This window comes from Campylobacter sp. BCW_6873, from assembly GCF_001762365.1.
In the GTDB taxonomy this organism is placed as follows: Bacteria; Campylobacterota; Campylobacteria; order Campylobacterales; family Campylobacteraceae; genus Campylobacter_D; species Campylobacter_D jejuni.
Map to the genome: position 1 here is coordinate 33,669 of NZ_MJWS01000020.1, position 23,287 is coordinate 56,955.

At 30.5% G+C, this 23,287-nt stretch carries 26 protein-coding genes, 2 tRNA genes and 1 pseudogene; 11 read left to right on the forward strand and 18 right to left on the reverse strand.

All coding sequences use genetic code 11. From position 1 onward, the window contains the following. Positions 1-91: 91 nt before the first annotated feature. Positions 92-1,156 (reverse strand): class II fructose-bisphosphate aldolase, encoded by a 1,065-nt coding sequence (fbaA, locus tag AJ932_RS00445; RefSeq protein WP_002931943.1) that lies wholly within the window; start codon positions 1,154-1,156, stop codon positions 92-94. Further along, positions 1,156-1,977: a peptidylprolyl isomerase PEB4 gene (gene peb4 / locus AJ932_RS00450; RefSeq protein WP_070278482.1), complete on the reverse strand. Its 822-nt coding sequence runs from the start codon at positions 1,975-1,977 to the stop codon at positions 1,156-1,158. Before peb4 ends, fbaA begins: the two co-directional genes overlap by 1 nt. A gap of 80 nt (positions 1,978-2,057) precedes the next feature. Here peb4 and nth point away from each other — a divergent pair, with 80 nt between their 5' ends. The 5 genes from nth to AJ932_RS00475 are packed head-to-tail and all read left to right on the forward strand — an operon-like array spanning position 2,058 to position 4,685. Next, a complete protein-coding gene (gene nth / locus AJ932_RS00455; RefSeq protein ID WP_044779333.1) occupies positions 2,058-2,684 on the forward strand; it encodes an endonuclease III in 627 nt (208 codons plus the stop codon). Then, positions 2,681-3,331 (forward strand): DNA/RNA non-specific endonuclease, encoded by a 651-nt coding sequence (locus tag AJ932_RS00460; protein WP_044780003.1) that lies wholly within the window; start codon positions 2,681-2,683, stop codon positions 3,329-3,331. The genes nth and AJ932_RS00460 overlap by 4 nt, the downstream gene beginning before the upstream one ends. 10 nt (positions 3,332-3,341) lie before the next feature. Then, a complete protein-coding gene (locus tag AJ932_RS00465; RefSeq protein WP_002861298.1) occupies positions 3,342-3,974 on the forward strand; it encodes a trimeric intracellular cation channel family protein in 633 nt (210 codons plus the stop codon). Positions 3,975-4,032: 58 nt separating this feature from the next. Further along, positions 4,033-4,473 (forward strand): EexN family lipoprotein, encoded by a 441-nt coding sequence (locus AJ932_RS00470; protein WP_070277248.1) that lies wholly within the window; start codon positions 4,033-4,035, stop codon positions 4,471-4,473. Further along, positions 4,464-4,685, forward strand: a complete 222-nt coding sequence (locus tag AJ932_RS00475; RefSeq protein ID WP_079860371.1) for an EexN family lipoprotein — start codon at positions 4,464-4,466, stop codon at positions 4,683-4,685. Before AJ932_RS00470 ends, AJ932_RS00475 begins: the two co-directional genes overlap by 10 nt. Here AJ932_RS00475 and cmoA read toward each other — a convergent pair. From cmoA to AJ932_RS00525, 10 genes are read right to left on the reverse strand one after another with little or no spacing between them, the layout of a single operon-like run. Continuing rightward, the gene (cmoA, locus tag AJ932_RS00480) at positions 4,675-5,385 is read right to left on the reverse strand and encodes a carboxy-S-adenosyl-L-methionine synthase CmoA (RefSeq protein WP_072225838.1); all 711 of its coding nucleotides are present in this window, start codon (positions 5,383-5,385) and stop codon (positions 4,675-4,677) included. The two genes, AJ932_RS00475 and cmoA, sit on opposite strands and share 11 nt — an antisense overlap. Further along, positions 5,372-6,226 carry a bifunctional riboflavin kinase/FAD synthetase gene (locus AJ932_RS00485; RefSeq protein WP_070278480.1) on the reverse strand — a complete coding sequence of 285 codons (855 nt, stop codon included), beginning with the start codon at positions 6,224-6,226 and terminating at the stop codon, positions 5,372-5,374. The genes cmoA and AJ932_RS00485 overlap by 14 nt, the downstream gene beginning before the upstream one ends. Next, positions 6,192-6,953 carry a TlyA family RNA methyltransferase gene (locus tag AJ932_RS00490; protein WP_070277250.1) on the reverse strand — a complete coding sequence of 254 codons (762 nt, stop codon included), beginning with the start codon at positions 6,951-6,953 and terminating at the stop codon, positions 6,192-6,194. The genes AJ932_RS00485 and AJ932_RS00490 overlap by 35 nt, the downstream gene beginning before the upstream one ends. Then, positions 6,950-7,954, reverse strand: coding sequence for a hypothetical protein (locus AJ932_RS00495; protein ID WP_079860372.1), 1,005 nt, complete (start codon positions 7,952-7,954; stop codon positions 6,950-6,952). The genes AJ932_RS00490 and AJ932_RS00495 overlap by 4 nt, the downstream gene beginning before the upstream one ends. Beyond that, positions 7,935-9,878, reverse strand: a complete 1,944-nt coding sequence (ligA, locus tag AJ932_RS00500) for an NAD-dependent DNA ligase LigA (protein ID WP_070277251.1) — start codon at positions 9,876-9,878, stop codon at positions 7,935-7,937. The genes AJ932_RS00495 and ligA overlap by 20 nt, the downstream gene beginning before the upstream one ends. Beyond that, positions 9,879-11,021: a dihydropteroate synthase gene (folP, locus tag AJ932_RS00505; RefSeq protein ID WP_070278479.1), complete on the reverse strand. Its 1,143-nt coding sequence runs from the start codon at positions 11,019-11,021 to the stop codon at positions 9,879-9,881. 1 nt (position 11,022) lies between these two features. Further along, positions 11,023-11,622 (reverse strand): DNA polymerase III subunit delta', encoded by a 600-nt coding sequence (locus tag AJ932_RS00510; protein WP_002880295.1) that lies wholly within the window; start codon positions 11,620-11,622, stop codon positions 11,023-11,025. A 5-nt stretch (positions 11,623-11,627) separates the two neighbouring features. Further along, positions 11,628-12,164, reverse strand: coding sequence for a HobA family DNA replication regulator (locus AJ932_RS00515; protein WP_002861289.1), 537 nt, complete (start codon positions 12,162-12,164; stop codon positions 11,628-11,630). Further along, positions 12,165-13,367, reverse strand: a complete 1,203-nt coding sequence (locus AJ932_RS00520; protein ID WP_002880294.1) for an aspartate kinase — start codon at positions 13,365-13,367, stop codon at positions 12,165-12,167. It abuts the gene before it with no gap. 1 nt (position 13,368) lies between these two features. Beyond that, positions 13,369-13,839, reverse strand: a complete 471-nt coding sequence (locus AJ932_RS00525; RefSeq protein WP_044794063.1) for an RNA pyrophosphohydrolase — start codon at positions 13,837-13,839, stop codon at positions 13,369-13,371. A 101-nt stretch (positions 13,840-13,940) separates the two neighbouring features. Between AJ932_RS00525 and hemW the strand changes: the two genes are divergently transcribed. The 4 genes and pseudogenes from hemW to queA all read left to right on the forward strand — a co-directional run bounded on the left by hemW (position 13,941) and on the right by queA (position 17,233). Continuing rightward, positions 13,941-15,008 carry a radical SAM family heme chaperone HemW gene (gene hemW / locus AJ932_RS00530; protein WP_002881855.1) on the forward strand — a complete coding sequence of 356 codons (1,068 nt, stop codon included), beginning with the start codon at positions 13,941-13,943 and terminating at the stop codon, positions 15,006-15,008. A gap of 58 nt (positions 15,009-15,066) precedes the next feature. Further along, a pseudogene (gene tatB / locus AJ932_RS00535) lies at positions 15,067-15,482 on the forward strand (Sec-independent protein translocase protein TatB). After that, a complete protein-coding gene (gene tatC / locus AJ932_RS00540; RefSeq protein ID WP_002856930.1) occupies positions 15,475-16,212 on the forward strand; it encodes a twin-arginine translocase subunit TatC in 738 nt (245 codons plus the stop codon). The pseudogene tatB and the gene tatC overlap by 8 nt, the downstream one beginning before the upstream one ends. Further along, the gene (gene queA / locus AJ932_RS00545) at positions 16,205-17,233 is read left to right on the forward strand and encodes a tRNA preQ1(34) S-adenosylmethionine ribosyltransferase-isomerase QueA (RefSeq protein WP_070248252.1); all 1,029 of its coding nucleotides are present in this window, start codon (positions 16,205-16,207) and stop codon (positions 17,231-17,233) included. The genes tatC and queA overlap by 8 nt, the downstream gene beginning before the upstream one ends. On the opposite strand, the gene lpxD is transcribed toward queA, so the two are convergent. The 5 genes from lpxD to AJ932_RS00570 are packed head-to-tail and all read right to left on the reverse strand — an operon-like array spanning position 17,222 to position 21,837. Beyond that, positions 17,222-18,187, reverse strand: a complete 966-nt coding sequence (gene lpxD, locus AJ932_RS00550) for a UDP-3-O-(3-hydroxymyristoyl)glucosamine N-acyltransferase (RefSeq protein ID WP_070278477.1) — start codon at positions 18,185-18,187, stop codon at positions 17,222-17,224. The genes queA and lpxD overlap by 12 nt on opposite strands. Continuing rightward, positions 18,184-18,648 carry an acetolactate synthase small subunit gene (gene ilvN / locus AJ932_RS00555; protein ID WP_070278475.1) on the reverse strand — a complete coding sequence of 155 codons (465 nt, stop codon included), beginning with the start codon at positions 18,646-18,648 and terminating at the stop codon, positions 18,184-18,186. The genes lpxD and ilvN overlap by 4 nt, the downstream gene beginning before the upstream one ends. Then, a complete protein-coding gene (locus AJ932_RS00560; protein WP_070278473.1) occupies positions 18,645-20,345 on the reverse strand; it encodes an acetolactate synthase large subunit in 1,701 nt (566 codons plus the stop codon). Before AJ932_RS00560 ends, ilvN begins: the two co-directional genes overlap by 4 nt. Positions 20,346-20,362: 17 nt before the next feature. Further along, entirely contained in the window at positions 20,363-20,806 is a 444-nt protein-coding gene (locus tag AJ932_RS00565; RefSeq protein ID WP_002852081.1) for a GatB/YqeY domain-containing protein, read from the reverse strand. Positions 20,807-20,817: 11 nt separating this feature from the next. Beyond that, on the reverse strand, positions 20,818-21,837 hold the full coding sequence (locus tag AJ932_RS00570) for a bifunctional 3,4-dihydroxy-2-butanone 4-phosphate synthase/GTP cyclohydrolase II (protein WP_070233245.1): 1,020 nt from the start codon (positions 21,835-21,837) through the stop codon (positions 20,818-20,820). A 92-nt stretch (positions 21,838-21,929) separates the two neighbouring features. Here AJ932_RS00570 and AJ932_RS00575 point away from each other — a divergent pair. Together AJ932_RS00575 and AJ932_RS00580 are read left to right on the forward strand one after the other, a co-directional pair. Further along, positions 21,930-22,004: transfer RNA gene (locus AJ932_RS00575), tRNA-Gln, on the forward strand. 34 nt (positions 22,005-22,038) lie between these two features. Further along, positions 22,039-22,114: transfer RNA gene (locus AJ932_RS00580), tRNA-Met, on the forward strand. 234 nt (positions 22,115-22,348) lie between these two features. Here AJ932_RS00580 and AJ932_RS00585 read toward each other — a convergent pair. After that, a partial coding sequence (locus tag AJ932_RS00585) for an autotransporter outer membrane beta-barrel domain-containing protein (protein ID WP_148123011.1) occupies positions 22,349-23,287 on the reverse strand: 939 nt, incomplete at its 5' end.

Sequence of the window (23,287 nt, forward strand, 5' to 3'; positions counted from 1 at the left end):
ACCAATACCTCAATAAAAATTTTATTTTAAAGATTGCTACTTAATTTGATAAAAATTTTTAAAACAAAATAAAACTAAGCCTTTAAAATGCTTAGTTTTTGTTTATACAGTTTAAATCTTCAAAAGCGACTTCAAGACGCTTTATCATGCTTTCTTCACCACTCCTTAACCAAACACGCGGATCATAGTATTTTTTATTTGGCTTGTCATCACCTTCTGGATTTCCAATTTGTCCTTGCAAATAAGCCCTATTTTTAAGTTCATATTCACGTACCCCATCCCAAAAAGCCCACTGGGTATCTGTGTCAATATTCATCTTAATTACGCCATAACTTACTGCATTTTTAATATCTTTTAGCTCGCTACCGCTACCACCATGAAATACAAAATTTATAGGCTTATCATTTTTTAAAGCAAATTTATCTTTGACAAATTTTTGCGAATTTTTTAAAATTTCAGGTTGTAAGCTAACATTTCCTGGTTTGTAAACTCCATGTACATTTCCAAAGCTTGCTGCAATTGAAAATTTATCACTAATTTTTCCAAGTCTTTCATATGCAAGTGCTACATCTTCTGGTTGGGTATAAAGCTTAGAATTATCAATACCTGTATTATCCACTCCATCTTCTTCGCCACCTGTACAACCTAGTTCTATTTCAAGTGCGACACCTAAAGCATCAAGTTTTTGAAGATAGACTTCACAAGTGTTAAGATTTTCTTCTAAACTTTCTTCGCTAAGATCAAGCATATGGGAACTAAATAAAGCTTGTCCATGGGTTTTTTTATATTGTGCATTTGCCTCAATAAGCCCATCAATCCAAGGTAAAAGTTTTCTTGCGGCATGATCAGTGTGTAAAATCACAGGTACACCATAAGCTTTAGCAAGTAAATGTACATGTTTAGCCCCACTAATTGCACCTAAAACTTCTCCATTAGGACAATTTTTCCCTGCATAAAATTTTGCCCCACCATTTGAAAACTGGATAATAACTGGAGAGTTAACTTTTTTTGCAGATTCTAAAACTGCATTAATAGAATCAGTTCCTACAACATTAACAGCAGGGATAGCAAAACCCTCTGCTTTAGCATAGTCATAAACTTTATTAAGCTCATCTCCGCTAATCACCCCTGCTTTTACAATGTCTAAAACACCCATTATTTATATTCCACTTTAGCACTATTTAAAAGATCTTGGCCTTTTTGATTGATAACTTTTTTAAATTCTTCAAATTTAAGTCCGTTTTCAATACCTTGTTTTACTTCATCAAATTTGATTTGACCTTTAGCCTGCGAATTTTCTTTTAAGATTACATGATAGCCAAAATTCGTTTTTATTGGAGTTGTAGTAATAGTACCATTTTTAAGTGTAAAAGCAGCATCTGTAAAAGGCTTTACCATAGTTGATTGATCAAACCAACCAAGCTCACCACCTTGGTTTTTTGAACCTGGATCAATTGATTTCTCTTTAGCAAGCTCACTAAATTTAGCATCTAGTTCTTTACCTTTTAAACCTTTAAGTTCGTTAATAATATCCTTAGCTTCTTTTTCTGTCGCTACTAAGATATGTTTTGCTTGCACTCTCGCAGGTTTTACGTATTTGTCTTTATTTTGATCATAAAAAGCTTTAACTTTAGCCGCATCAATTTTAATTGTATTTAAAATTTTATCTTGATAAACATTAACAAGTATTGCATCTTTTACACGATCAAGTTCTTTTGTGTATAAAGGATCTTTTTCTAAATTTTGTTTTTTAGCATCTTGCAAAATTAAGTCTTGCATAATATACTGCTGAATAAGAGCTTTTTTTTGATTATCTGGCAAAGTTTTAAAATCCTGTCCTCTAAGCATAGGGGCAAAAAATTCACTTACTTCTGTATCACTAATGCTCTTGCCATTAACAGTGGCTACTGTAGCTGCATTTACATTTAAAGCTACACCTGCAATCAAAGCTGCTGCAACTAAAGAAATTTTTTTCATTGGGTTTCCTTTTTAATAAAATGTATATAAAATCGATTATATCTAAACTTGGTTTAAAGCTAATTAACTAAAATTAAAAAATGAAAAGAAATTTAGAAATCAAAGAGCTTTTTTTAAAACATTTTGAGAAACCTGTAACAGAACTTAAATTTTCAAATTTATACGAACTATTAGTCTGTGTGATGCTTTCAGCCCAATGCACTGATAAAAGAGTTAATCTCATCACTCCTGATCTTTTTAAAGCTTATCCTGATATCAAATCTCTTGCAAATGCAAATTTATCAAGCCTTAAAACCTACATACAAACTTGTTCATTTTTTAATAATAAAGCACAAAATCTTATAAAAATGGCAAAATCAGTTTGTGAAAATTTTGACGGAGAAATTCCCCTTGAAGAAGAGAAATTAAAATCCTTAGCAGGCGTGGGACAAAAAACCGCCCATGTGGTTTTAATAGAATGGTGTGGAGCAAATTTCATGGCTGTAGATACTCATGTTTTTAGAGTTTCTCACCGCTTAGGACTTAGCAAAGCAAAAACTCCAGAAGCTACAGAAGAAGATTTAACACGCATATTTAAAGATAATCTTAACTATCTTCATCAAGCCATGGTTCTTTTTGGACGCTACACTTGTAAAGCTAAAAAACCTTTATGTAAAGAATGTTTTTTAAATCATCTTTGCAAAAGTAAAGATAAGGAACTTAAATGAAAATTTTCATCTTTTTACTCGCTATATTTCTTAATATTTTCGCCTTAGAATCTTACGAGCCTAGTGCTGTTTTTTCTTCTTATTTTAACAACATAAATTGCTCGCAAATCTTAGATAAGTTTTTTTATCTAAATTGCTATGATTATAAACTCAAAGGTACAAAAGCCGTTGCTTATAAAGTAGAAGCTTCAAATTTAAAAAATAAACAAATTAAAAAACGCCCTCGCTTTGAAGATGATACAAATATTCCTAAAAAATACCGCACTACTTGGAGTGATTATAAAAACAGCGGCTACACGCGAGGACACACTGCACCCAATGCTTCTTTTAGCTTTAGTAAAGCTGCCCAAAATTCAGTATTTTTAATGAGTAATATTACCCCACAAAATGCGCAAATAAATAATATAATTTGGAATGAAATCGAACAAAGAGAAAGAAATTTGGCTTTAAAATTTCAAAGTATTGAAGTTTTAAATTTAGTACTTTACGATAAAGAACCACAATACATTAAAAACCGTATTGCTATACCAAGTTTTTATGTAAAAATTATTAAAACTCCGAAATTTAAAGAATGCTATCAAGTACCAAACCACGAAGTAAATGATGAAAATATTAAACAGTATCAAATAAATTGTGATAAATTTTAAGGTATAAATTATGGAGATAAATGCTCTTACAATAACCACTCTTTATATCATAGGTATTTCCGCAGAAGGAATGACAGGGGCTTTAGCTGCAGGACGCCATAAAATGGACCTTTTTGGAGTTATTTTTATTGCTCTCGTAACAGCAATTGGAGGTGGAAGCATACGAGATGTGCTTTTAGGACATTATCCTTTAACTTGGGTTAAACATCCTGAATATATTATTTTAATCTGTTTTTGCGCCCTTATAGCCACAAAAATTCCACGTGTAGTAACCAAACTTGAAACTTTATTTCTAACTCTTGATGCTATAGGACTTGTTGTTTTTAGCATACTTGGAGCTCAAATAGCCATAGATCAAAATCATGGGTTTATCATAGCCGTTGCTGCTGCTGTAATTACGGGTGTTTTTGGTGGAATTTTAAGAGATATTTTATGTATGAGAATCCCTTTGGTATTTCAAAAAGAAATTTATGCAGGAATTGCCATAATTGCAGGAGCAATCTATTATTCTCTAATAATGTGGCTTGAGCTTAATGCTCTAGTTTGCACACTTTTAACTCTTTTTATAGGAGTTATTGCAAGGCTTTTAGCTATCAAATATCAATGGTCTTTACCTATTTTTTCTTATAATGAAGAAAAATAATTTATCGTTGCTTTATACAAGTTTGCTAAGATGCTAAAAATTTTTAGGAGATTGATAAATGCAAAGACTAAGTATTTTACTTACAATTTTAATAATTATTAATATAACAGCTTGCGATAGCAAAACAGAAAATTACTACAAAAATCATCCTAGCGAAGCAAAAGAAAAAGCAAAAGAATGCAAAGAAAGCGGAACTCTTAGCGAAGATTGTATTAATGCATTAGAAATTGGTATTAAGCCAACAAATGAAGAGAGTAAATACAGTCCAAACACACCAAAAAAATCTGATAATCAGATATTAGAAGCTTTAAAACAAAATGATTTAAAAAAAGAAAAAATCACAAAAGATATTAACCAAAGTTCAGAAAATAATGAAAGTATTATAATGCCGCCCATAGCAGAAACACCTTCTGAAATTTATCCTTCCAAAACAACAGAAAACAATCAAAGTTCTATCTTTAGTGATGATATTAATATAACACAGGAAAAATTACCATGAAAATAACTCTTTTTTTAAGCCTTATTGGTATATTTTTTGCAGCATGCGAACAAACCAAAAGTGTAGAATATTATCAAAATCACCCTGAAGAAGCAAAAAAAAGAAGTTTAGAATGCAGGCACAAAACTATCATCAGTCAAGATTGTGTTAATGCGTATAAGGTAGGTTTTCCAAAAGATGAATGGGAAAATGAAAATATCTCTAATCCTTAAAAGCTATAAAAGTTTCAAAATTTGCCCATTTAAAAATACTTTCTATTTTCTTAAAACCTGCCTTTTCTAACATGTTTAAATTTTCTTTTTGACTATAAGGAATTAAAACATTTTCTAAGGCTTCTCTTTTAGCTGCAATTTCAAATTTAGAATAGCCTTGTTTTTCTTTGTAGTCTGCATAAAGTTCTATGATATTTTTAGACAAAAAAGCATCTTCATAAAGGATTTTTTCACTCATAATCAAAATGCCTTTAGGATTTAAATTTTTATAAATTTTATCAAGCAATTCCTGTCTTTTAGGAGGACGAATAAACTGCATGGTATAATTTGCCACAAAAACATCGCAAGTAAAAAAATCAAATTCGCATAAATTAGCTTCAAAAAAACTTATATCAAGTCCATAAGCTTTAGTTTTTGACTTTGCAACTTCAAGCATAGAAGCAGAATTATCCACGCCAAAAAGTTTAAAATCCTTTCTTAGATTTGCCAACAAAATCAAAAAATTAGCACTTGAACAGCCCAAATCACAAATACTTGCATTTGCAAGTAAAATTTTAGCCAATAAATTAGCACAAAGTTCTAAATTTTCCCTATAAAATGGTACAGAACGATTAATCATATCATCAAAAACACTAGCCACGCTTTTATCAAATTCAAATTGTTTTTTAGGGCTTTGTTTAAAAAGTTCATCTTTCATCATTTTTCCTTAATAATTCTCTAGCTTGTTCTATGTCTTTGGCAATTTGATTTTTAAGTTTTTTTAGATCTTGAAATTTCTGATTCTCTCTTAGAAAAGATATAAACTCAAGTTCGAAAAACTCCCCTTGTGTGAAATTTTCACCCAATTCCTCTAAAATATGACTTTCTATGGCAAAATTTTCATCGCTTGATCTTACACCTAAAAAACTCACACTTTTATAAATATTTTTTTGGCTTTTTAACAAAGTAGCATAAACACCATTTTGAGGCAAAAAATAGCCTTTACAATCTAAATTTATAGTCGCAAAAAGTTCTTTAGAGCCCAAACCTTGTCCTTTAATCAACTTTCCTTTAATACTATAATCTCTTCCTAAAAATTCTTTTGCTTTTTGTAAATTTGCTTTTGATAAAAAATCCTTAATTAAACTTGCATGAACACCTACTCCGCCTATACTAAATTCATCAACTATTATAGTTTTTATCCCACTTAAAGACTCAATATCTTCAGCACTATAAGCCCTATTTTTCCCGAAAGAAAAATCATATCCCACTACTATAAATTTCAAATTGATAAATTCTTTTTTCAAAAAGCTTAAAAAATCTTTACCATCTAAAGATTTTATACTTTCAAAATCCACTTCTATAACTTTTTTTCCTGAAATTTCTTCTTTTTGACGATTTGAACAAAGAAATTGACCCTTAAATTTATTAATAACCAACAAAGCCCCATTCTCATCTAAACATTTTACAAGTTTTAGATGCCCTAAATGTATACCATCAAAACAACCTATAGCTAAAGAAGTAATATTAATTTTTGATATAGTAGTAAAAATATTCAACATTACCTTCCTTTCCTTTAATGCTTGATTTTTGCGTATTTTTTAAAAGCCAACCTAACTTAGCACATGCTTTTTCAAAATCCATTCTTGCCTTTAAGATTGCCTTGTCATCTTTTAAAACACCTTTTTTATCTCTTTTGATATTTTTTCCCACTTCAAACTGAGGTTTAAAAAGTAAAATAATTTCCTTTAAAGCTAAATTATCGATATAATAAAGTAAATTAATAAGAGAAATAAAACTCACATCACAAGTAACAAGTTCAAATTTTTCTTCACTTTTAAAGGCTCTAAGATCTGTATTTTCATGCAAGATAATTTTTTCATTTGCTCTTAAACTTGGATGGAGTTGATTACTACCCACATCAAGAGCAGTGATTTTTAAAGCCTGATTTTCAAGTAAAATTTGCACAAAACCGCCCGTGCTAGATCCTATATCAAGACAATTTTTATGTTTTATTTCAATATCATTTTCTTCTAAAAAATTTTTTAATTTCAAAGCTGCTCTTGAAACATAAATTTCACTTAAAAGATCCAATTTTAACTCATTGGCTAAAAGTATATCTTCAAGATTTAAATCTTGCGTTTTTTTTAAATTTTCTAAAAAATTTTTCACATCAAAAGAAGCTTTAAAACTTTTACTATTAAGTAAAATCTCTTCATTTTCTATAAGCTCTAAAGCTTTATTTCTACTGATATTTAAACGCTTTGAAACAAAAAAATCAAATCTCATTTTAAACTCTCATTTATTCTTTTTTCCAAGTCTTCTTTTTCTTTAGAAAACCACCAAATTCCTATTTCAAAAGCATTTTTTTTAAAAATTTCTCTAAGATCTTTAAGATCTTTTTCAAAAAGATCTTTTTCTTTTTGAATTAAACTTAAGTTATTATCTTTTAAAAAATTAAAATTATTCATCCATAAAAGTATTTGTTCTTGTTCAGATTTTAAGGCATTATTTCTTTGCTCTTTTAAAAAATAACTTCCTAAAACCATGATAAAACATAAAAATAAAACAATTATTTTTATGTTTATTTTCAAAACAAAATTAAAAACAAAAGCCAAAAGAGAGCAAAACATAAAAAAATTAAAAAAATCAAAAATAAAATTTAAAGCTCTAAAGCTCAAATATCCAAAATGAGAAAAAATAAAAAGTTTTAAATTTGAAACAAAATACAAAAATTCAGATAAAAAATCAAAATAAACAAAAGAAGCACTCTTATAAGCAATGATTTTCCTAGAAAAAAGTTCTAAATTTAAAAGCTCATTGTAAGTAAAAAAAAGCCCATAAAATGCATAAAATAAAGCAGTAAAAAAACTAGCGATAACAACTATTCTAAAGTCATTATAAGCATTATCTACAAATTGCAAATGTAATTCTTTTTTTAAAAATATCATCAATAAAGGCAAAATTATAAATATAAAAACAAAATCAATTTTTTCAAGATTTAAAAAATTTAAAAATAAAGAAATAAGTCCAAAAATCGCCAAGAAAAAACTAAAAATATAAAGATAAAAATCCCCCATACTAACACGATAAAACAAACTTCCCTTAATCAAAGTAGCTTCTTTTATAATATTTTTTCTAAGCTTTAAAAATAAAAAGAATTCCCAAAAAAGTGTTAAAAAAATAGGAATTAAAAAAAATAAAGAAAAAGCACTCCTTTGCCAAGTTAGCAAAAAGCCAAAAAGGCTTAAAAGCGTTAAAATATAAGAACTATTCTTTAACAAGCTCATTAAAAGCACTTTCATCTATACATTTTACTTCAAGCTCTTTAGCCTTACTAAGCTTAGAACCTGCCTCTTCTCCAAAAAGCACATAGTCAGTCTTTTTAGAAACCGAGCCGCTTACCTTACCCCCAAGCTTTTCTATCAAAGCCTTAAACTCATCTCTTGGACGCGAAAGAGTACCTGTAATCACAAAAGTTTTACCAAAAATCACACCATCGCTTTTGATTTCAAGTTTTTCTATTTTCAAATTTAAAAGCTTGTAAAACTCATCAATTCTTGTATGATTAACGCGCGTAAATTCGCAAAGACTTAAAGCCATTTGCTCTCCAAAACCTTCTAAATTAGCATAAGCTTCAAAGCTTTGCTTGTGCCACTCTTTACCAAAACTTAAGCTTAATTTTTTAGCCGCAACCTCGCCAATATGCTCTATCCCTAAAGCTGTGATAAAACGAAAAAGCTCACATTCTCTTGCATGTTCTATGGCGTTTAAAAGATTGTTGATTTTCTTTTCCTTAAAGCCTTCCAAACCTTCAAAATCACTAAATTTTAAATGAAAAATACTCTCAAGTGTAGTGATTTTTTTGTGCTTGTATAAAAGTTCTACTATATTTTCTCCAAGTCCATCGATATTAAGACATTTTTTAGAAACAAAATGAATGATAGAATTTACAAGTCTATCTTCACAATCTATATTTTGACATTTTATTAAAGTTCCTTCATCCAAAAGCTCACTTTGGCAAGTAGGACAAAGTTTAGGGCGTAAAATTTCCATCTCTAAACCTTCTCTACGCTCTTTAAAAACCTTAGTAATTTTAGGGATAACATCGCCACTTCTTATCACGCTTACAAAATCATTGATTTTAACATCAAGTCTTGCAATCTCATCAAAATTATGAAGGGTGGCTGATTTTACTACAACCCCATCTAAATTTACAGGCTCTAAAACCGCCACAGGAGTGATCACCCCACTTCTTCCTACTTGTAAATTTACCCCTGTTAAACGCGTGGTTTTTTCAAGTGCAGGAAATTTAAAAGCTGCCATAAATTTTGGAAATTTTACCGTATAGCCTAATTCTTCACAAAGCGCAAGATCATCAACTCTTACCACCATTCCATCCATCATCATAGGCTTTTTTTCTCTTAAAGCTAAAAGCTCATCATAAGCTTTTAAAACCTCATCTAAATTAGCGCAAAGTCTTACAAAATCATCTTTTAAAAAACCAAGCTCTCTGATAAATTGCATCACCTCACTGTGTTTAGTAAAATTTAAGGTATTTTCCCCTATTCCCCAAGGATAAAATTTCAAATTTCTTTCTTTAGTGATGCTTGTATCAAGCTGCCTCAAACTCCCGCTTGCAGCATTGCGTGGATTAGCAAATAAACTTTGATTTAAAAGAGCTCTTTTTTCGTTGATTTTCTCAAAATCATCTTTTAAAATCACCACTTCTCCACGAATTTCTATCCTTTCTTTATAGGCTATATTTTTAGGTATATTTTCTATCTCAAAAACATTAAGTGTTATATCCTCGCCCACTTCGCCATCACCTCTAGTGGCACCGCTTACTAATTTACCATTTTCATAAAGCAAATTTAGACTCGCTCCATCAAATTTAGGCTCTATAAAAAAGTTTTTTTCACATTTTGCACGTTTTGCCCAAGCCCTAAGCTCACTCTCATCAAACACATCTTCCATCGACCACATACGCTTTAAGTGAGCTATTTTTTTAAACTCGCTTTGTATGGCAGGAGCTATTTTTTGCGTTGGAGAGTCTTTTGAAATTTCATCTTTGTTTTGTTCTTCAAAAACTCTTAATTCTCTGATTAAAGCATCGTATTCTTCATCACTAGCCAAGGGTTCATCTTTTTCATAATATGCCCTCATCCACAAATTTGCTAAAGCAACTTTTTCTAAATACTCTTCTTTTTTCATCTAAACTCCTATATTGTCCATTGCCTGCACTAAAGCAAAAAGTTGTTTGTGCTCGTATAAATCATGCACTCTTATAATACTAGCACCATTTTCAAAAGCCTTTAAATGCAAATACAAAGTTCCTGCTAAACGATCTTTAATCTCGCTTTGAAAATACGCATTAATCACACTTTTGCGACTCGCACCTATAAGTAAAGGTTTATTAAATTGCAAAAAATGCTCTAAGTGTTTGATTAAAATCATATTATGTTCCGCACTCTTTCCAAAACCAATACCTACATCTAAAATACTTTCTTTTACTCCAAAACTTTCTAAAAGTTCAAGTTTTTCTTTAAAAAACAAAGTCATCTCATCGAGCAAATCTTCATAAAAAGGATTATCTTGCATGTTATTTGGATTGTTTTGCATGTGCATTAAGCAATATTTTGCCTCATATTTACTTGCAAGTTTAGCCAGATTAAGATTTCTTAAACTTGTAATATCATTTATAAGTTTAAAACCCTTATTTAAAGCATATTCTAGACAATATTCATCAAAACTATCTAAACTAAAAATCGCTTTTTCATGATAATTTTTCTCATAAATTAAGTCAAGTACTTTTTTTAGTCTTTTAAATTCCTCTTCCTTGCCACAATACTCACTCCCAGGTCTTGAACTAACCGCACCTATATCGATATACTCAGGCCTTAAAGCAAGAAAGTCATTAAGCCTTTTTTCAAAGTCTTCTTCACTCACACGACTTTTTGCATTAAAACTGTCTTCATTAACATTAATCACTGCCATAAGCTCAGCTTTTTTTGTTTTTAAAAAATCTTTTTGCAAAAAAAGAGCCAAATTTTTAAGTCCAAAATCTTGAAGTTTTTCTTTAGCAATAAGTTTTTGAATTTGTTCTTTACTTGCCATTAAAAGTGCATTTGAATGAGTGATTTTTGCGGTAATTATTTCTTTATGGGTGATGAGCTCAGCTCCTACTCTTAAGGCATCTTGTTTTAAAATATTTGCTGCAGGAGTAGAAATATCTTTGATAAAAATAAAATGAATTTTTGTTTTTTTACTCATAATCTTTTGCCCCATTTTATGAGGGTTTATGAAAGAACAAAGTAAATTAAAATCGGTATTTGGATTGATTTTAAAAAATTTCATTTTATTTCTTTGTATAGTAATTTAGCAAAAGAGTAGCTAAAAGCACCCCACTTTTAGAATTTAATTTTGCAAGCTCATAGCTTTCATAAAAGAACTCTAATTCTTCAGCATTAAAATCTTTATATTTTACACATTCTTTAGCAAGTAATGCAATTTGTTCCATAAGTTCATTTTTATCCAAATTTTCATTTTTTTGCAAAAAATCAAAAAGCATTCTTAAATCCATTCTTTTAAGATCCAAATCAAGTTTTTTAACCTCCTTTTCAACTTTTCTTTTTTCACAAATAAGACGTGATTTTATAGTGGGCAAAAGTAAATTTTTAGAAGGTACCACGATAAGAAATTTAATATTTTTTGGAGGTTCTTCAAGAAGTTTAAGTAAAAAATTTTGTGCTTCTACCCTATAAGAATCCGCCATTAAAACAATAATTTTTTCTTCAGTTTCTGCGATATAGCTTTCTTTTTCAACTGCTCTTGCATCATCGAGTAAAAATTCATTTTGTGGCATAAAAAATCTTAATTTTTTAATACCAAAATTATTAATCATTTCTTCTTTAATACCTAAAAAATCTTCACTGATAATAATCTTACTAATAAACAAAATATTTATCCTAATTGCACCTTGGAAAATAATATTGCATCCAAACTTACATCAAAAAGTTGATATAAACTAATAAGCTTGATATCCAAGTCTTTATCTTTAGAATTTAAATAAAAACTATCTTGCAACTGCTCATCAAAAAGCCACAATAAACTATCATCTCTTGATTTAGCGATTAAAGATTTATTATCAGAAGCACTTCCTATATAAAAATACACATAACCATTAGGAAAAGAAATGTCAAGCAAGTCGTTAAGCAAAGCTATATCCTCTGAACTTTGCACTTTCTTTTTACATAAAGAATTTAACGACACAAAAGGAAGCATGGGACGAGCGGCTTTTGAATTTATATTTTTTAAAAAATACTCTTCATACCAAGATCTTTGTTCATCACACATTAAGACAAAAGTGCGTCCCTCTAAAAGATATTTAAGTCTTGCAGCCATCAAAGGAGCCCATTCTAAACGACGCGACTCCAACCATGCCATAAAAGCTCCGCCATTGCGAATATTTTCAAGAGTAAAGCTTAAAAAATCACTCATTTATTTATCAAGCCCATAGCACTCATGTAGTGCTCTAACTGCAAGTTCTCCGTATTTTTCATGAACTATCATCGAAATTTTTATTTCACTAGTAGAAATCATACCGATATTAATACCCTCATCAGCTAAAGCTTTAAAAGCCTTGCTTGCCACCCCTGAATGCGACTTCATACCTACACCCACTATGGAAACTTTTACCACAGCGCTATCGCTTTCTATGGTTGTTTTTGGACTTAAAATTTTTTGCATAGCATTTTTGACTAATTCAAGTTCATTTTGAGGAACTGTAAAACCTAAATTTGTAGCACCATCAACTCCAACATTTTGTATAATCATATCTACATTAATATTTTCATTTGCTAAAACAGAAAAAATTTCAGCTGCGATTCCAGGTTTATCTTCTACATTTCTTAAAGTCACTCTTGCTTGATTTTTATCTAAAGCAATACCACTTACTAAAGCTTGTTCCATTCCATCTTCCTTTGTTATCATTGTTCCTTCGTTATTGTTAAAACTACTTCTGGTTACTAAGTTAACATTTAATTTTTTTGCAAGCTCTACAGAACGATTTTGCAAAACTTTTGCACCCAAACTTGCAAGTTCAAGCATTTCTTCATAAGAAATTTTATCCAATTTCTTTGCCTTTGGTTCAATTCTTGGATCTGTTGTATAGACCCCATCAACATCGGTATAAATTTCACACAAATCCGCATTTAAGGCACCTGCTACTGCCACAGCACTTAAATCGCTTCCGCCACGCCCTAAAGTAGTTACATTACCTTCCTCATCTACACCTTGAAAACCCGCTATAACGACTATTTTACCATTTTGAAGTTCTGATTTTATCGCTTTTGTATCAATATGATGAATTCTTGCCTTTGTAAAAACACTATCTGTAATAATTCCTGCTTTTCTCCCAGAAAATGATATAGCAGGATAACCCTTTTCATTTAAAGCAATAGAAAGTAAAGCGCTTGTTACACGCTCTCCGCTACTTAAAAGCATATCCATATCTTTGCCATTAGGAGTTTTACTAAAATATTCAGCTTGCTCGATAAGAGTATTTGTCACCCCACTCATTGCAGATACTACAACAACAAGTTGATTACCCTGTTGCGCACTCTGAATAACCCTATTGGCTACTGCTTCGATACGCTCAAGTGTTCCAACGCTTGTTCCACCATATTTTTGAACTATAAGCATTTTAGATATAACCTTTCTCTTCAAAATATTTGATCACTTTAACATAAATATTTTTTTTGAAATGATTAATCATTTCAAAAATTTGTTTAACACTCACAAATTGATAATCATCAAATTCAGGATGCTTGGTATTGATATTGATTGTAGCACTGTGCTTTAAACGCACTAAAAAATATTTTTGAATCTGTCCATCATAAGGATACATTTTTTTAACAATTTTACTTGGAAAATCATAACTCAACCATTCTGGATACTCAGCAATGATTTCAACCTCATCGGTGCCTATTTCTTCTTTTAGTTCTCTAAATAAAGCGTTTTTGACACTTTCACCTTTATCAATACCTCCTTGTGGAAATTGCCAAATATTATCCATATCACTTCTTCTAGCTATAAAAATCTTACACTCAAAAGGATAAGAACTTGACAAAATAACAGCTGCAACATTTGGTCTATAATTTTTCTCGTTTTCCACAATATTTTTCCTTAATTTAAAGGAAATAATTTTAACCTAAATCAAATCAAATTTTTATTAAAATACATTAAAAAAATTTAATAAAATATTTTAGGGTTTTTATGCATTTTTATATCCATATTCCATTTTGTGAAAGCAAATGTAATTATTGTGCTTTTACAAGTTTGAAAAAAAATGATTATGAAAAAGCCTATTTTAAGGCTTTAAAAGAAGATATTGTTTTTCAATTAAAACAATTTAACATTCAATCAAATCAAATTAAAACCTTATTCATAGGCGGAGGAACACCAAGTTGTGTTGATGCGTATAATTATGAAGATATTTTTAAAATTTTATATCCTTTACTAGATAAAAATGTAGAAATTTCATGCGAAGCTAATCCCAACTCAGCAACATTAAATTGGCTTAAAAATATGAAAAATCTAGGAGTTAATCGCATTTCTTTTGGAGCTCAAAGTTTTCATCCTAAAAAACTTCACTTTCTTGGAAGAATTCATAATCAAGAAATGATTATCAAAGCATTAGAAAACGCAAATAAAGTAGGTTTTAAAAATATCAATTTAGATCTTATTTATGATACAAAATTAGACAATAAAAAAATGCTTGAATTTGAACTCTTATACTTAAAACAAATCAAGGCTTTAATCACACACCTTAGTGCTTATAATTTAACCATAGAATCAAACACAGCCTTTGCCAAAAAAGAACACTTTAAAAAAAATGCTCCTAATTTAATGAAATTTTTCATCAAACAACTCCTAGAGCTTGACTTTTTTCAATATGAAATCAGTAATTTTTCAAAAACCAAAGCCCAAATTTGCAAACATAATCTTGCTTATTGGCAAGGAAAAAACTACCTAGCTTGTGGATTAAGTGCGGTAGGATTTTATGAAAACAAGCGTTTTTATACAGCAAAAAATTTAAAAAATTACATAGAAAATCCCACTTTTAGATCTATAGAGCAGCTAAGTTTTAAAGACTTGAATTTAGAACACCTATTTTTAGGACTTAGAAGTATAGTAGGGATTGATGAAACAAAACTCAATCAATGGCAAAAAGACAAAATAAATATATTATTAAAAGAAAAAAAACTTTTTTACAAAAATAAAAGATATTTTAATCCTAATTTTCTCATTAGCGATGAGCTTGCTTTATATCTCTCATCTTAAATTTAAGTTTTTTAAGTAAAATATTTATTTAAAATATCAAATCAAAGAGTAACGATTAATGAGTTTTGGTGAAATTATAGTTATTTTAGTTGTAGCGATTTTAGTCTTAGGGCCTGATAAACTTCCAGAAGCTATAGTACAAATAGCAAAAATTCTAAAAGCTGTAAAACGCAACATAGATGATGCAAAATCAAGCATAGAAAAAGAAATACGCATCAATGACTTAAAAGAAGAAGCTAAGAAATACAAAGATGAATTTTCAAGCACTAATGAAAACATACGCAAAAAACTCAGTTTTGAAGAATTTGATGACCTTAAAAGAGATATTTTAGATAAAACAAAGGTAGATTTAACCTTTGATAGCAGAGATGATAACACAAAAAATAACCTTAGCGGACAAAATTTAAATACAGAAGAAAAACCAAATCTTAGCAAATTAGAAACACAAGATAAAACGGAAAAATAAATGTTTGAAGAATTAAGACCTCATTTAATAGAACTTAGAAAACGCCTTTTTATAAGCGTTGCTTGCATTGTAGTTATGTTTATTGTATGTTTTGCTCTACGAAGCTATATCTTAGATATTCTAAAAGCTCCACTTATAGCTGTTTTGCCCGAAGTAGCCAAACATGTGAATGTAATTGAAGTACAAGAAGCCTTATTTACTGCAATGAAAGTTAGTTTTTTTGCGGCCTTTATCTTTTCTTTACCTGTAATTTTTTGGCAATTTTGGAAATTTGTAGCTCCGGGACTTTACGATAATGAAAAACGCCTTGTGGTGCCTTTTGTTAGCTTTGCAAGCATTATGTTCGCCTTAGGGGCTTGTTTTTGTTATTTTGTTGTAGTGCCTTTGGCTTTTAAATTTTTGATTAATTTTGGTTTAAATGAAGATTTTAATCCTGTGATTACCATAGGAACTTATGTAGATTTTTTTACAAAAGTTGTTGTGGCTTTTGGCTTAGCTTTTGAAATGCCTGTAATTGCCTTTTTCTTTGCTAAAATCGGGCTTATAGATGATAGTTTTTTAAAACGCCATTTTCGCATAGCTGTTTTAGTTATTTTTGTTTTTTCAGCCTTTATGACTCCACCTGATGTTTTATCTCAATTTTTAATGGCAGGACCACTTTGCGGACTTTATGGACTTTCTATTTTAATTGTTCAAAAGGTAAATCCTGCCCCAAAAGATAAAGAAAGTGATGAATAAAGACTTACTTCTTTCAAGCTATGATTACACTCTAGCTAATGAACTCATAGCCAACTATCCTGCAAATCCAAAAGAAGATGCTAGGCTTTTGGTTTTTGATCGCAAAAACAAAGAAATTTTTCACACTACTTTTAAAAATTTACAAGACTTTTTACCCAACTGCGCGATTTTTTTCAATGATACTAAAGTTATTAAAGCAAGAATTTATGGCAATAAAGCAAGCGGAGGAAAAATAGAGCTTTTCTTACATCAACCTTTTTTAAATTCTCACAATCCACTTTTTCTAGCTCAAATTAAAGGGCGTGTTAAAAAAGATGAAATCTTATATTTTAAAGAGGATTTAAAAGCGCGCGTTGTAAAACTTTTAGATGATGGTCTTCGAAAAGTTCAATTTTTTCAAAATGATAAAACCTTAGACACATCAAATCTTTACAACCTGCTTGACAAGATAGGACATATACCCTTGCCTCCTTATATTAAAAGGGAGGATGAAAAAAGTGATTTGAAAGATTATCAAAGTATCTTTGCAAAAAATTTAGGCGCGGTAGCTGCTCCAACTGCAAGTTTACATTTTAGTGAGACTATGCTTGAAAATTTAAGAAAAAAACACGAAATTTATCATTTAACCTTACATGTAGGAGCTGGAACCTTTAAAAGCGTGGAATGTGAAAATATACAAGAGCATAAAATGCATAGCGAATTTTTTAATATTCCGCAGCAAGCATGTGAAATTATAGATTCAAAACAAGCTATTTTAGGCGTAGGAACAACGGTAACAAGAACTATAGAATATTACGCAAGAACTAAAACAAAAAATGGTTTTTGCGATCTTTTTTTACACCCGCAAAATCCACCTATAAGACAAAATCATCTTTTGACCAATTTTCATTTACCAAAATCTACTCTTATCATGCTAGTTTCAGCTTTTATCGGTAGAGAACAGTGTTTAAAACTTTATGAACTTGCCATAAAAGAAAAATATCGCTTTTACTCTTATGGCGATGCGATGTTAATCTTGTGATTTTTCTTTAAAATTTATTGCTATTTTAGCTTGAAGTTTTAGCCAATCTTTTTGAAGCATGATAGGAAAACCACCATAAACGCGCCCACCTTCTAAATTTTTACTCACACCACCTCTTGCAGCTATAGTACTAAAATCGCCTATTTTTAAATGTCCACTCGTTGCACTTTGACCACCCATAATAACATTGCGTCCTAACTCACTTGAACCTGAAATTCCAGTTTGTGCTACAATGATACAATTTTGACCTATATTGCAATTATGTCCGATTTGAACTAGATTGTCTACCTTAGTGCCTGCTTTGATAATAGTACTATCAAAAACTGCTCTATCTATAGTTGTACAAGCCCCCACTTCTACAAAATCTTCTAAAATCACATTGCCATTATGATAAATTTTATAATGTTCGCCGTTTTTATTGTGCGCATAACCAAAACCATCGCTTCCTATTACACAATTAGCAAGCAAATGACATTTTTTACCTATTTTAGTGTCATTATAAATCACTACATTAGGATGGATAATACTCTCATCGCCAATGCTGACATTATCGCCTATATAAGCTCCTGCCATAATGATTACATTATCACCTATATAGACATTATCACCTATATAGACATTAGGCATAATTCTTGCGCTTTTTGCGATATTTTGCACTTTTTCTTTAGCTGTGCTTATCAAAGGCTTAGCAAAAAGCTTGCTTAAAAAAGCAAAATTCAAATGTGGATTTTGAGTAATCAAAGCTTTAGTATCTTTAGGCACTAAATTTTCATATTCTTTAGATACTAAAATAGCAGCAGCTCCTGTATGAGGTATATCTTTGGTATTTTTCTCACCATCACAATAAGTAAGCTCTGTAAAATTTGCTTTCAATAAAGAATTTAAAGCACTGATTTCTATATCCTCACCTTTATACTCCAAGCTTAAAAATTCTGCTATTTCACTTAATTTCATTTAATCTCCATCAAAACAGATCCACTGCGAACTATATCACTAGGATTGTATTTTTTAATTGTTTTTAAAAAATTATCAATGCGATTTGCATCATCAGCAACCATTAAAAACAAAAAATTCTCATTACTATTTGCAATAGTACCATTATAAGCTTTCAAAACGGCATCAAGTCCACCTAAATTTTCATTTAAAGGAATTTTCACCAAAGCCATTTCTTTGTCAATAAATTCTTCTCTTTCTATCACTTTATAAGTAGGAATAAGCTTATGAAGTTGTTTGACTATCTGCTCAAAAGTTCTTTCATTTCCTGAAGTGACTATATTAATACGCGAAAATTCTTTATTTTCCAAAGGTGCTACTGTGAGCGAGTCAATATTATAACCTCTTCCTGAAAAAAGTCCTACTATACGAGATAAAACCCCATGCTCATTTAAAACAATTACCGATAAAACCCTTCTCATTGTCTATCCTTTGCCTTTGGTAAAATCATATTATAAATCGCACTTCCTGCAGGCACCATAGGTAAAACATCTTCAAAGCGATCAATTTTTACATTTAAAAGAGAGGTTTTATCACTTTTTAAAGCTTGGTTAAAAGCTTGAATGAATTCTTCTTTGCTTGAAATTTCATAACCTTCGCAACCAAAGCCTTGAGCAATTTTGATAAAATCAGGCTGAGTGCTTAAATCTGTTTGTGAAAAATGCTCTTTATAAAACATACTTTGCCATTGTCTTACCATACCTAAAAAGGCATTATTTAAAATAATATTTATAGTTTTTATACCATACTCACGAGCAGTCATAAGCTCTTGGATATTCATTAAAACCGATCCATCACCTACGAAATTAATCACCACTTCTTCATCCACAGCAAGCTTTGCACCCAAAGCAGCAGGCAAAGAATATCCCATAGTTCCTTGCCCTCCACTTGTTGCAAGCTGTCTTGGATAATTAAAAGGATAAAACTGTGCTACCCACATTTGATGCTGACCCACATCGGTAATAATCCTTGCATCAGGAGCCATCTTCGCACATTCTTCAATCACCCATTGCGGTTTTAAAACTTCATTGCTATCTTCATAAGAAAGTGGATAAAGTTCATTATAACGCTTTAAAGTTTCGTGCCATTCTTTAAAAGTTGTGTTGAAATTTTCCTTTTTAAGCTCTTCTAAAAGCTCTTTAAGAACTTCTTTAATATCTCCTACTATAGGATAATGCGCATTGATAATCTTTGAAATAGAACTAGGATCAATATCAACATGAACTATAGTCGCATGTTTGGCAAATTCACTTGTTTTTCCTGTAATCCTATCATCAAATCTCGCTCCTACACTCACAAGCAAATCACACTCACTTAAAGCCATATTAGCGACATAGCTTCCATGCATGCCTGCCATTTTGAGATTAAAAACATCATCACTTCTTAAAGTTCCAAGCGCCATCAAGGTTTCAACTGCTGGAATTTTTGTAAATTTTACAAGCTCTCTGATTTGCTCACTTGCATTAGAACTGATACAACCTCCACCCAAGTAAAATAAAGGTCTTTTTGCTTCTTTTAAAAGCTCTGCAAATTTTTTAATTTGCTTTGAGTTACCCTTATAAACAGGCTTATAAGTTTTCATAGAAATTTCTTTAGGATATTCCCAAAGTCCCAAAGTTGCACTTATATCTTTTGGCACATCTATATGCACAGGCCCAGGTCTACCACTTCTTGCTATATAAAAAGCCTCTTTTAAAATGCGTGGAAACTCTTCTATGCAAGTAACTAAATAATTATGCTTTACACAAGGTCTTGAAATACCTACTGCATCAATTTCTTGAAAAGCATCTGTACCAATAAGAGAATTTGCCACCTGCCCTGAAATCAATATTAAAGGGATAGAATCACTATAAGCCGTAGCTAGGCCTGTAATAGTATTTGTAAAACCTGGTCCGCTTGTAACTATAGCTACGCCCACTTCTCCGCTCATTCTTGCGTAAGCATCAGCAGCATGCAAAGCCGCTTGTTCATGACGCACTAAAATATGTTTAAAATACTTTTGATTGTAAATTTCATCATAAATATTAAGCGCAGCGCCTCCAGGATAGCCAAAAACAATTTTAACATTTTCTTCTTTTAAAGCCTCGCAAATCATTGCTGAACCGCTTAACTCTTTCATAATAACACTCCAAAAAATTATTGTAAAAGCTCTTTAAGTGCTAAATTAAGTCTTTTACCATCAACACTCGCACCTAATTTTATTTTAGCTTCTTTCATCACCAAACCTTGTTCTTTTAGTGAACTTACGCCCAATTCTTCTATAAGTTGTTTTAAGGCTAAAGTTAACTCCTCATCACTTAGTTGTTTAGGCAGATAAATTTCAAAAAGACTTATTTCATTTTGTTCTTTTTGTGCTAAATCTTCACGATTTGCCTTAAGATAAAGTTCGATTGCGTCTTTACGTTTTTTGATTTCACTTGCAATAATTTTATAAATTCTTTCATTATCTAATTCTATTCTTTCATCCACTTCTATTTGCTTAAAAGCTGCATTTAAAGTTCTTAAACTATCTCTTTTAAAATCATCTTTTTGTTTCATTGCCTCTTTGATATCGTTTAAAATTTGTTCTTTTAAAGTCATTTTTTTCCTTTTTAGTTAAAATTACAAGCTTTAAGATTTAAACCAAAACCTTCTAAGCCTATATAGTCTTTATCACAACTTTGAGATAAAAGTTTAATTTCTTCTATACCAAAATATCTTAAAATCTGCGCTCCTATACCATAGTTTTTGTATTGAGTGGTACTGGATTTTTCTCCTTGCATGAAAACTATAACGCCACCATTTTCACTAAGAAATTTGATTTGCTCTAAAAGTTTTGAAAATTTATCTGAAGTTAAAAGCTCAAAATCACTACCACTGATATGAAATTTAACATTTTCACATTTTTTGATATCTTTAAAGCAAAAAGCTATGTGTTGGGTTTGATTATGATCGCTAAAGATAAATTTTTCTGCTTTAAAGCCTGCTAAAACACTTTGACTTTTTTCTTCAAGCTTAATAAGGCTTTCATGTTTTAGGCGATATTCTATAAGATCACTTACGGCTATCATGTTTAAATCATGCTTTTGGCAAAAAAATTCTAGATCTTCTCTTCTTGCCATATCTCCATCATCTTTTACGATTTCACAAATCACACAAGCACCTTTTAATCCTGCTAATTTACAAAGATCAACCGTACCTTCTGTATGACCTGTGCGTTCTAAAACTCCGCCTTTTTTTGCGATTAAAGGATTGATATGTCCTGGTCTTACAAAATCACTCGCTTTAGCATTATCATCAGCAAAAATTTGTATAGTCATATTTCTTTCATAAGCACTAACTCCCGTTGTAGCATCTTTTGCATCTACGGTTATGGTAAAAGCGGTTTCGTGGTTTGAAGTATTTTTAGGCACCATTAAAGGAAGTTCAAATTTTTTTGCCAAAGTTTCATCTAAAGCTACGCAAACCACACCACGAGCTTCTTTTATCATGAAATTTACTTTTTCTTGAGTGCTAAATTGCGCAGGAAAGATTAAATCGCCTTCATTTTCTCTATCTTCTGCATCTACCATTACAAGCATTTTCCCTGCTTGTAAATCCCTAATCGCTTGTTCTACGTTAACAAATTTCATCTTTATTTCCTTAAAATTTTTAAAATTATAACTTAAATTGCTTGACAAATAAATTAAAATTCACTATAATTACACTTTTAAAAAATATTTATTGGGGTATCGCCAAGCGGTAAGGCAACAGGTTTTGGTCCTGTCATTCAGGGGTTCGAATCCCTTTACCCCATCCACTTCTTATTTTATATTTCAAAGTATCTTATATGCCGCGAAGTAGAGCAGTGGTTAGCTCGTCGGGCTCATAACCCGAAGGTCGGGAGTTCAAATCTCCCCTTCGCAACCAAATGTATTAATCTTCAATCCTCTTCACTTCTTTTTAATTGTATTAAAATAATTTAAAATGATTGTATTGTTAATCTTAGCTGAGTTTTTAAAATACTTTAAAAGAATGATTGCAATCTAAAAAGAGTTTAACAACCTTAAAAACATCCATCCTAATAATTTTAAAATTATCAGGATGAAATTTTTAACAAGTAGGAGAGTAAACTAATCAAACTAAGTATTATCTTTTGTGATATTACCAAAGATAATTAAACTGAGTAAATCCTGTATGAGTATTGCCATCTTTATCAAACATCCCATTATAGTTTAAACTAAAATAGAAAGCTTCATTAACAGGAACGATAAAAGAAGTGCTTACAAATTTTTGTATTCTTGGTAAATCAAACTCATCACTTACTTTTATATTTCCAAATCTAGCCTCAGCTTCTACTTTAGGATTGATATTAAACTTAGCTCCAAGTTCTACTGAAGTTTTTAAATTAGGCAACCAATCTCTAAACCAAGTAAAGCTTGTTTTAGTAGAGAAAAGATTTAAATAGTTTGCATAGGTTCTTTCTCCATCCTTAACTGTTGCTTGTCCTATAGTGTCTTTCATAGAAAAAGCTTCAGTATAGCCTCCTTCATAAGCAAGACCTATTTCAGGGGAGAATATATCTTTATTAGAAATAAAATTCATACCTAAGGCTGTATTGACTCCATAAGCATAAGAATTAGGTTCAGCTTTAGCTTCATTATTTCCTATTTTTTTAGTTAAATCATTTTTAATCAAAGCAGCTTTACCTTGAGCTTTGATATAAACTTCTTGACCTTTTTCTGTAGTAAATAAGGTATTAAAGTATTTTAAACCTGCATAATAGGTTCTATTATTAATATCAAAATAAGTTGAACCCATTCTTGTATCTTCATAACCTGCATACACACCATATATTCCACTGTCTTTTAAAGTAGAATAACCTATAATGGTTCCTTTAGTGTGTCCTTTACTTTCTTCATTTAAAGAAAGTTCAACATTCTGTGAAGAAGTATAAGGAAGGATGAATAAAGAATGTTCTTTATTAGAACCATAGCTTCCATTATTTAAATCACTCTTTATATAATCACTTGCATCTGCATATAAATTACCCTTTTCAGACATAGCAATGCTTTGAGATTTACTTGAAGAAGCTAAAGCAAA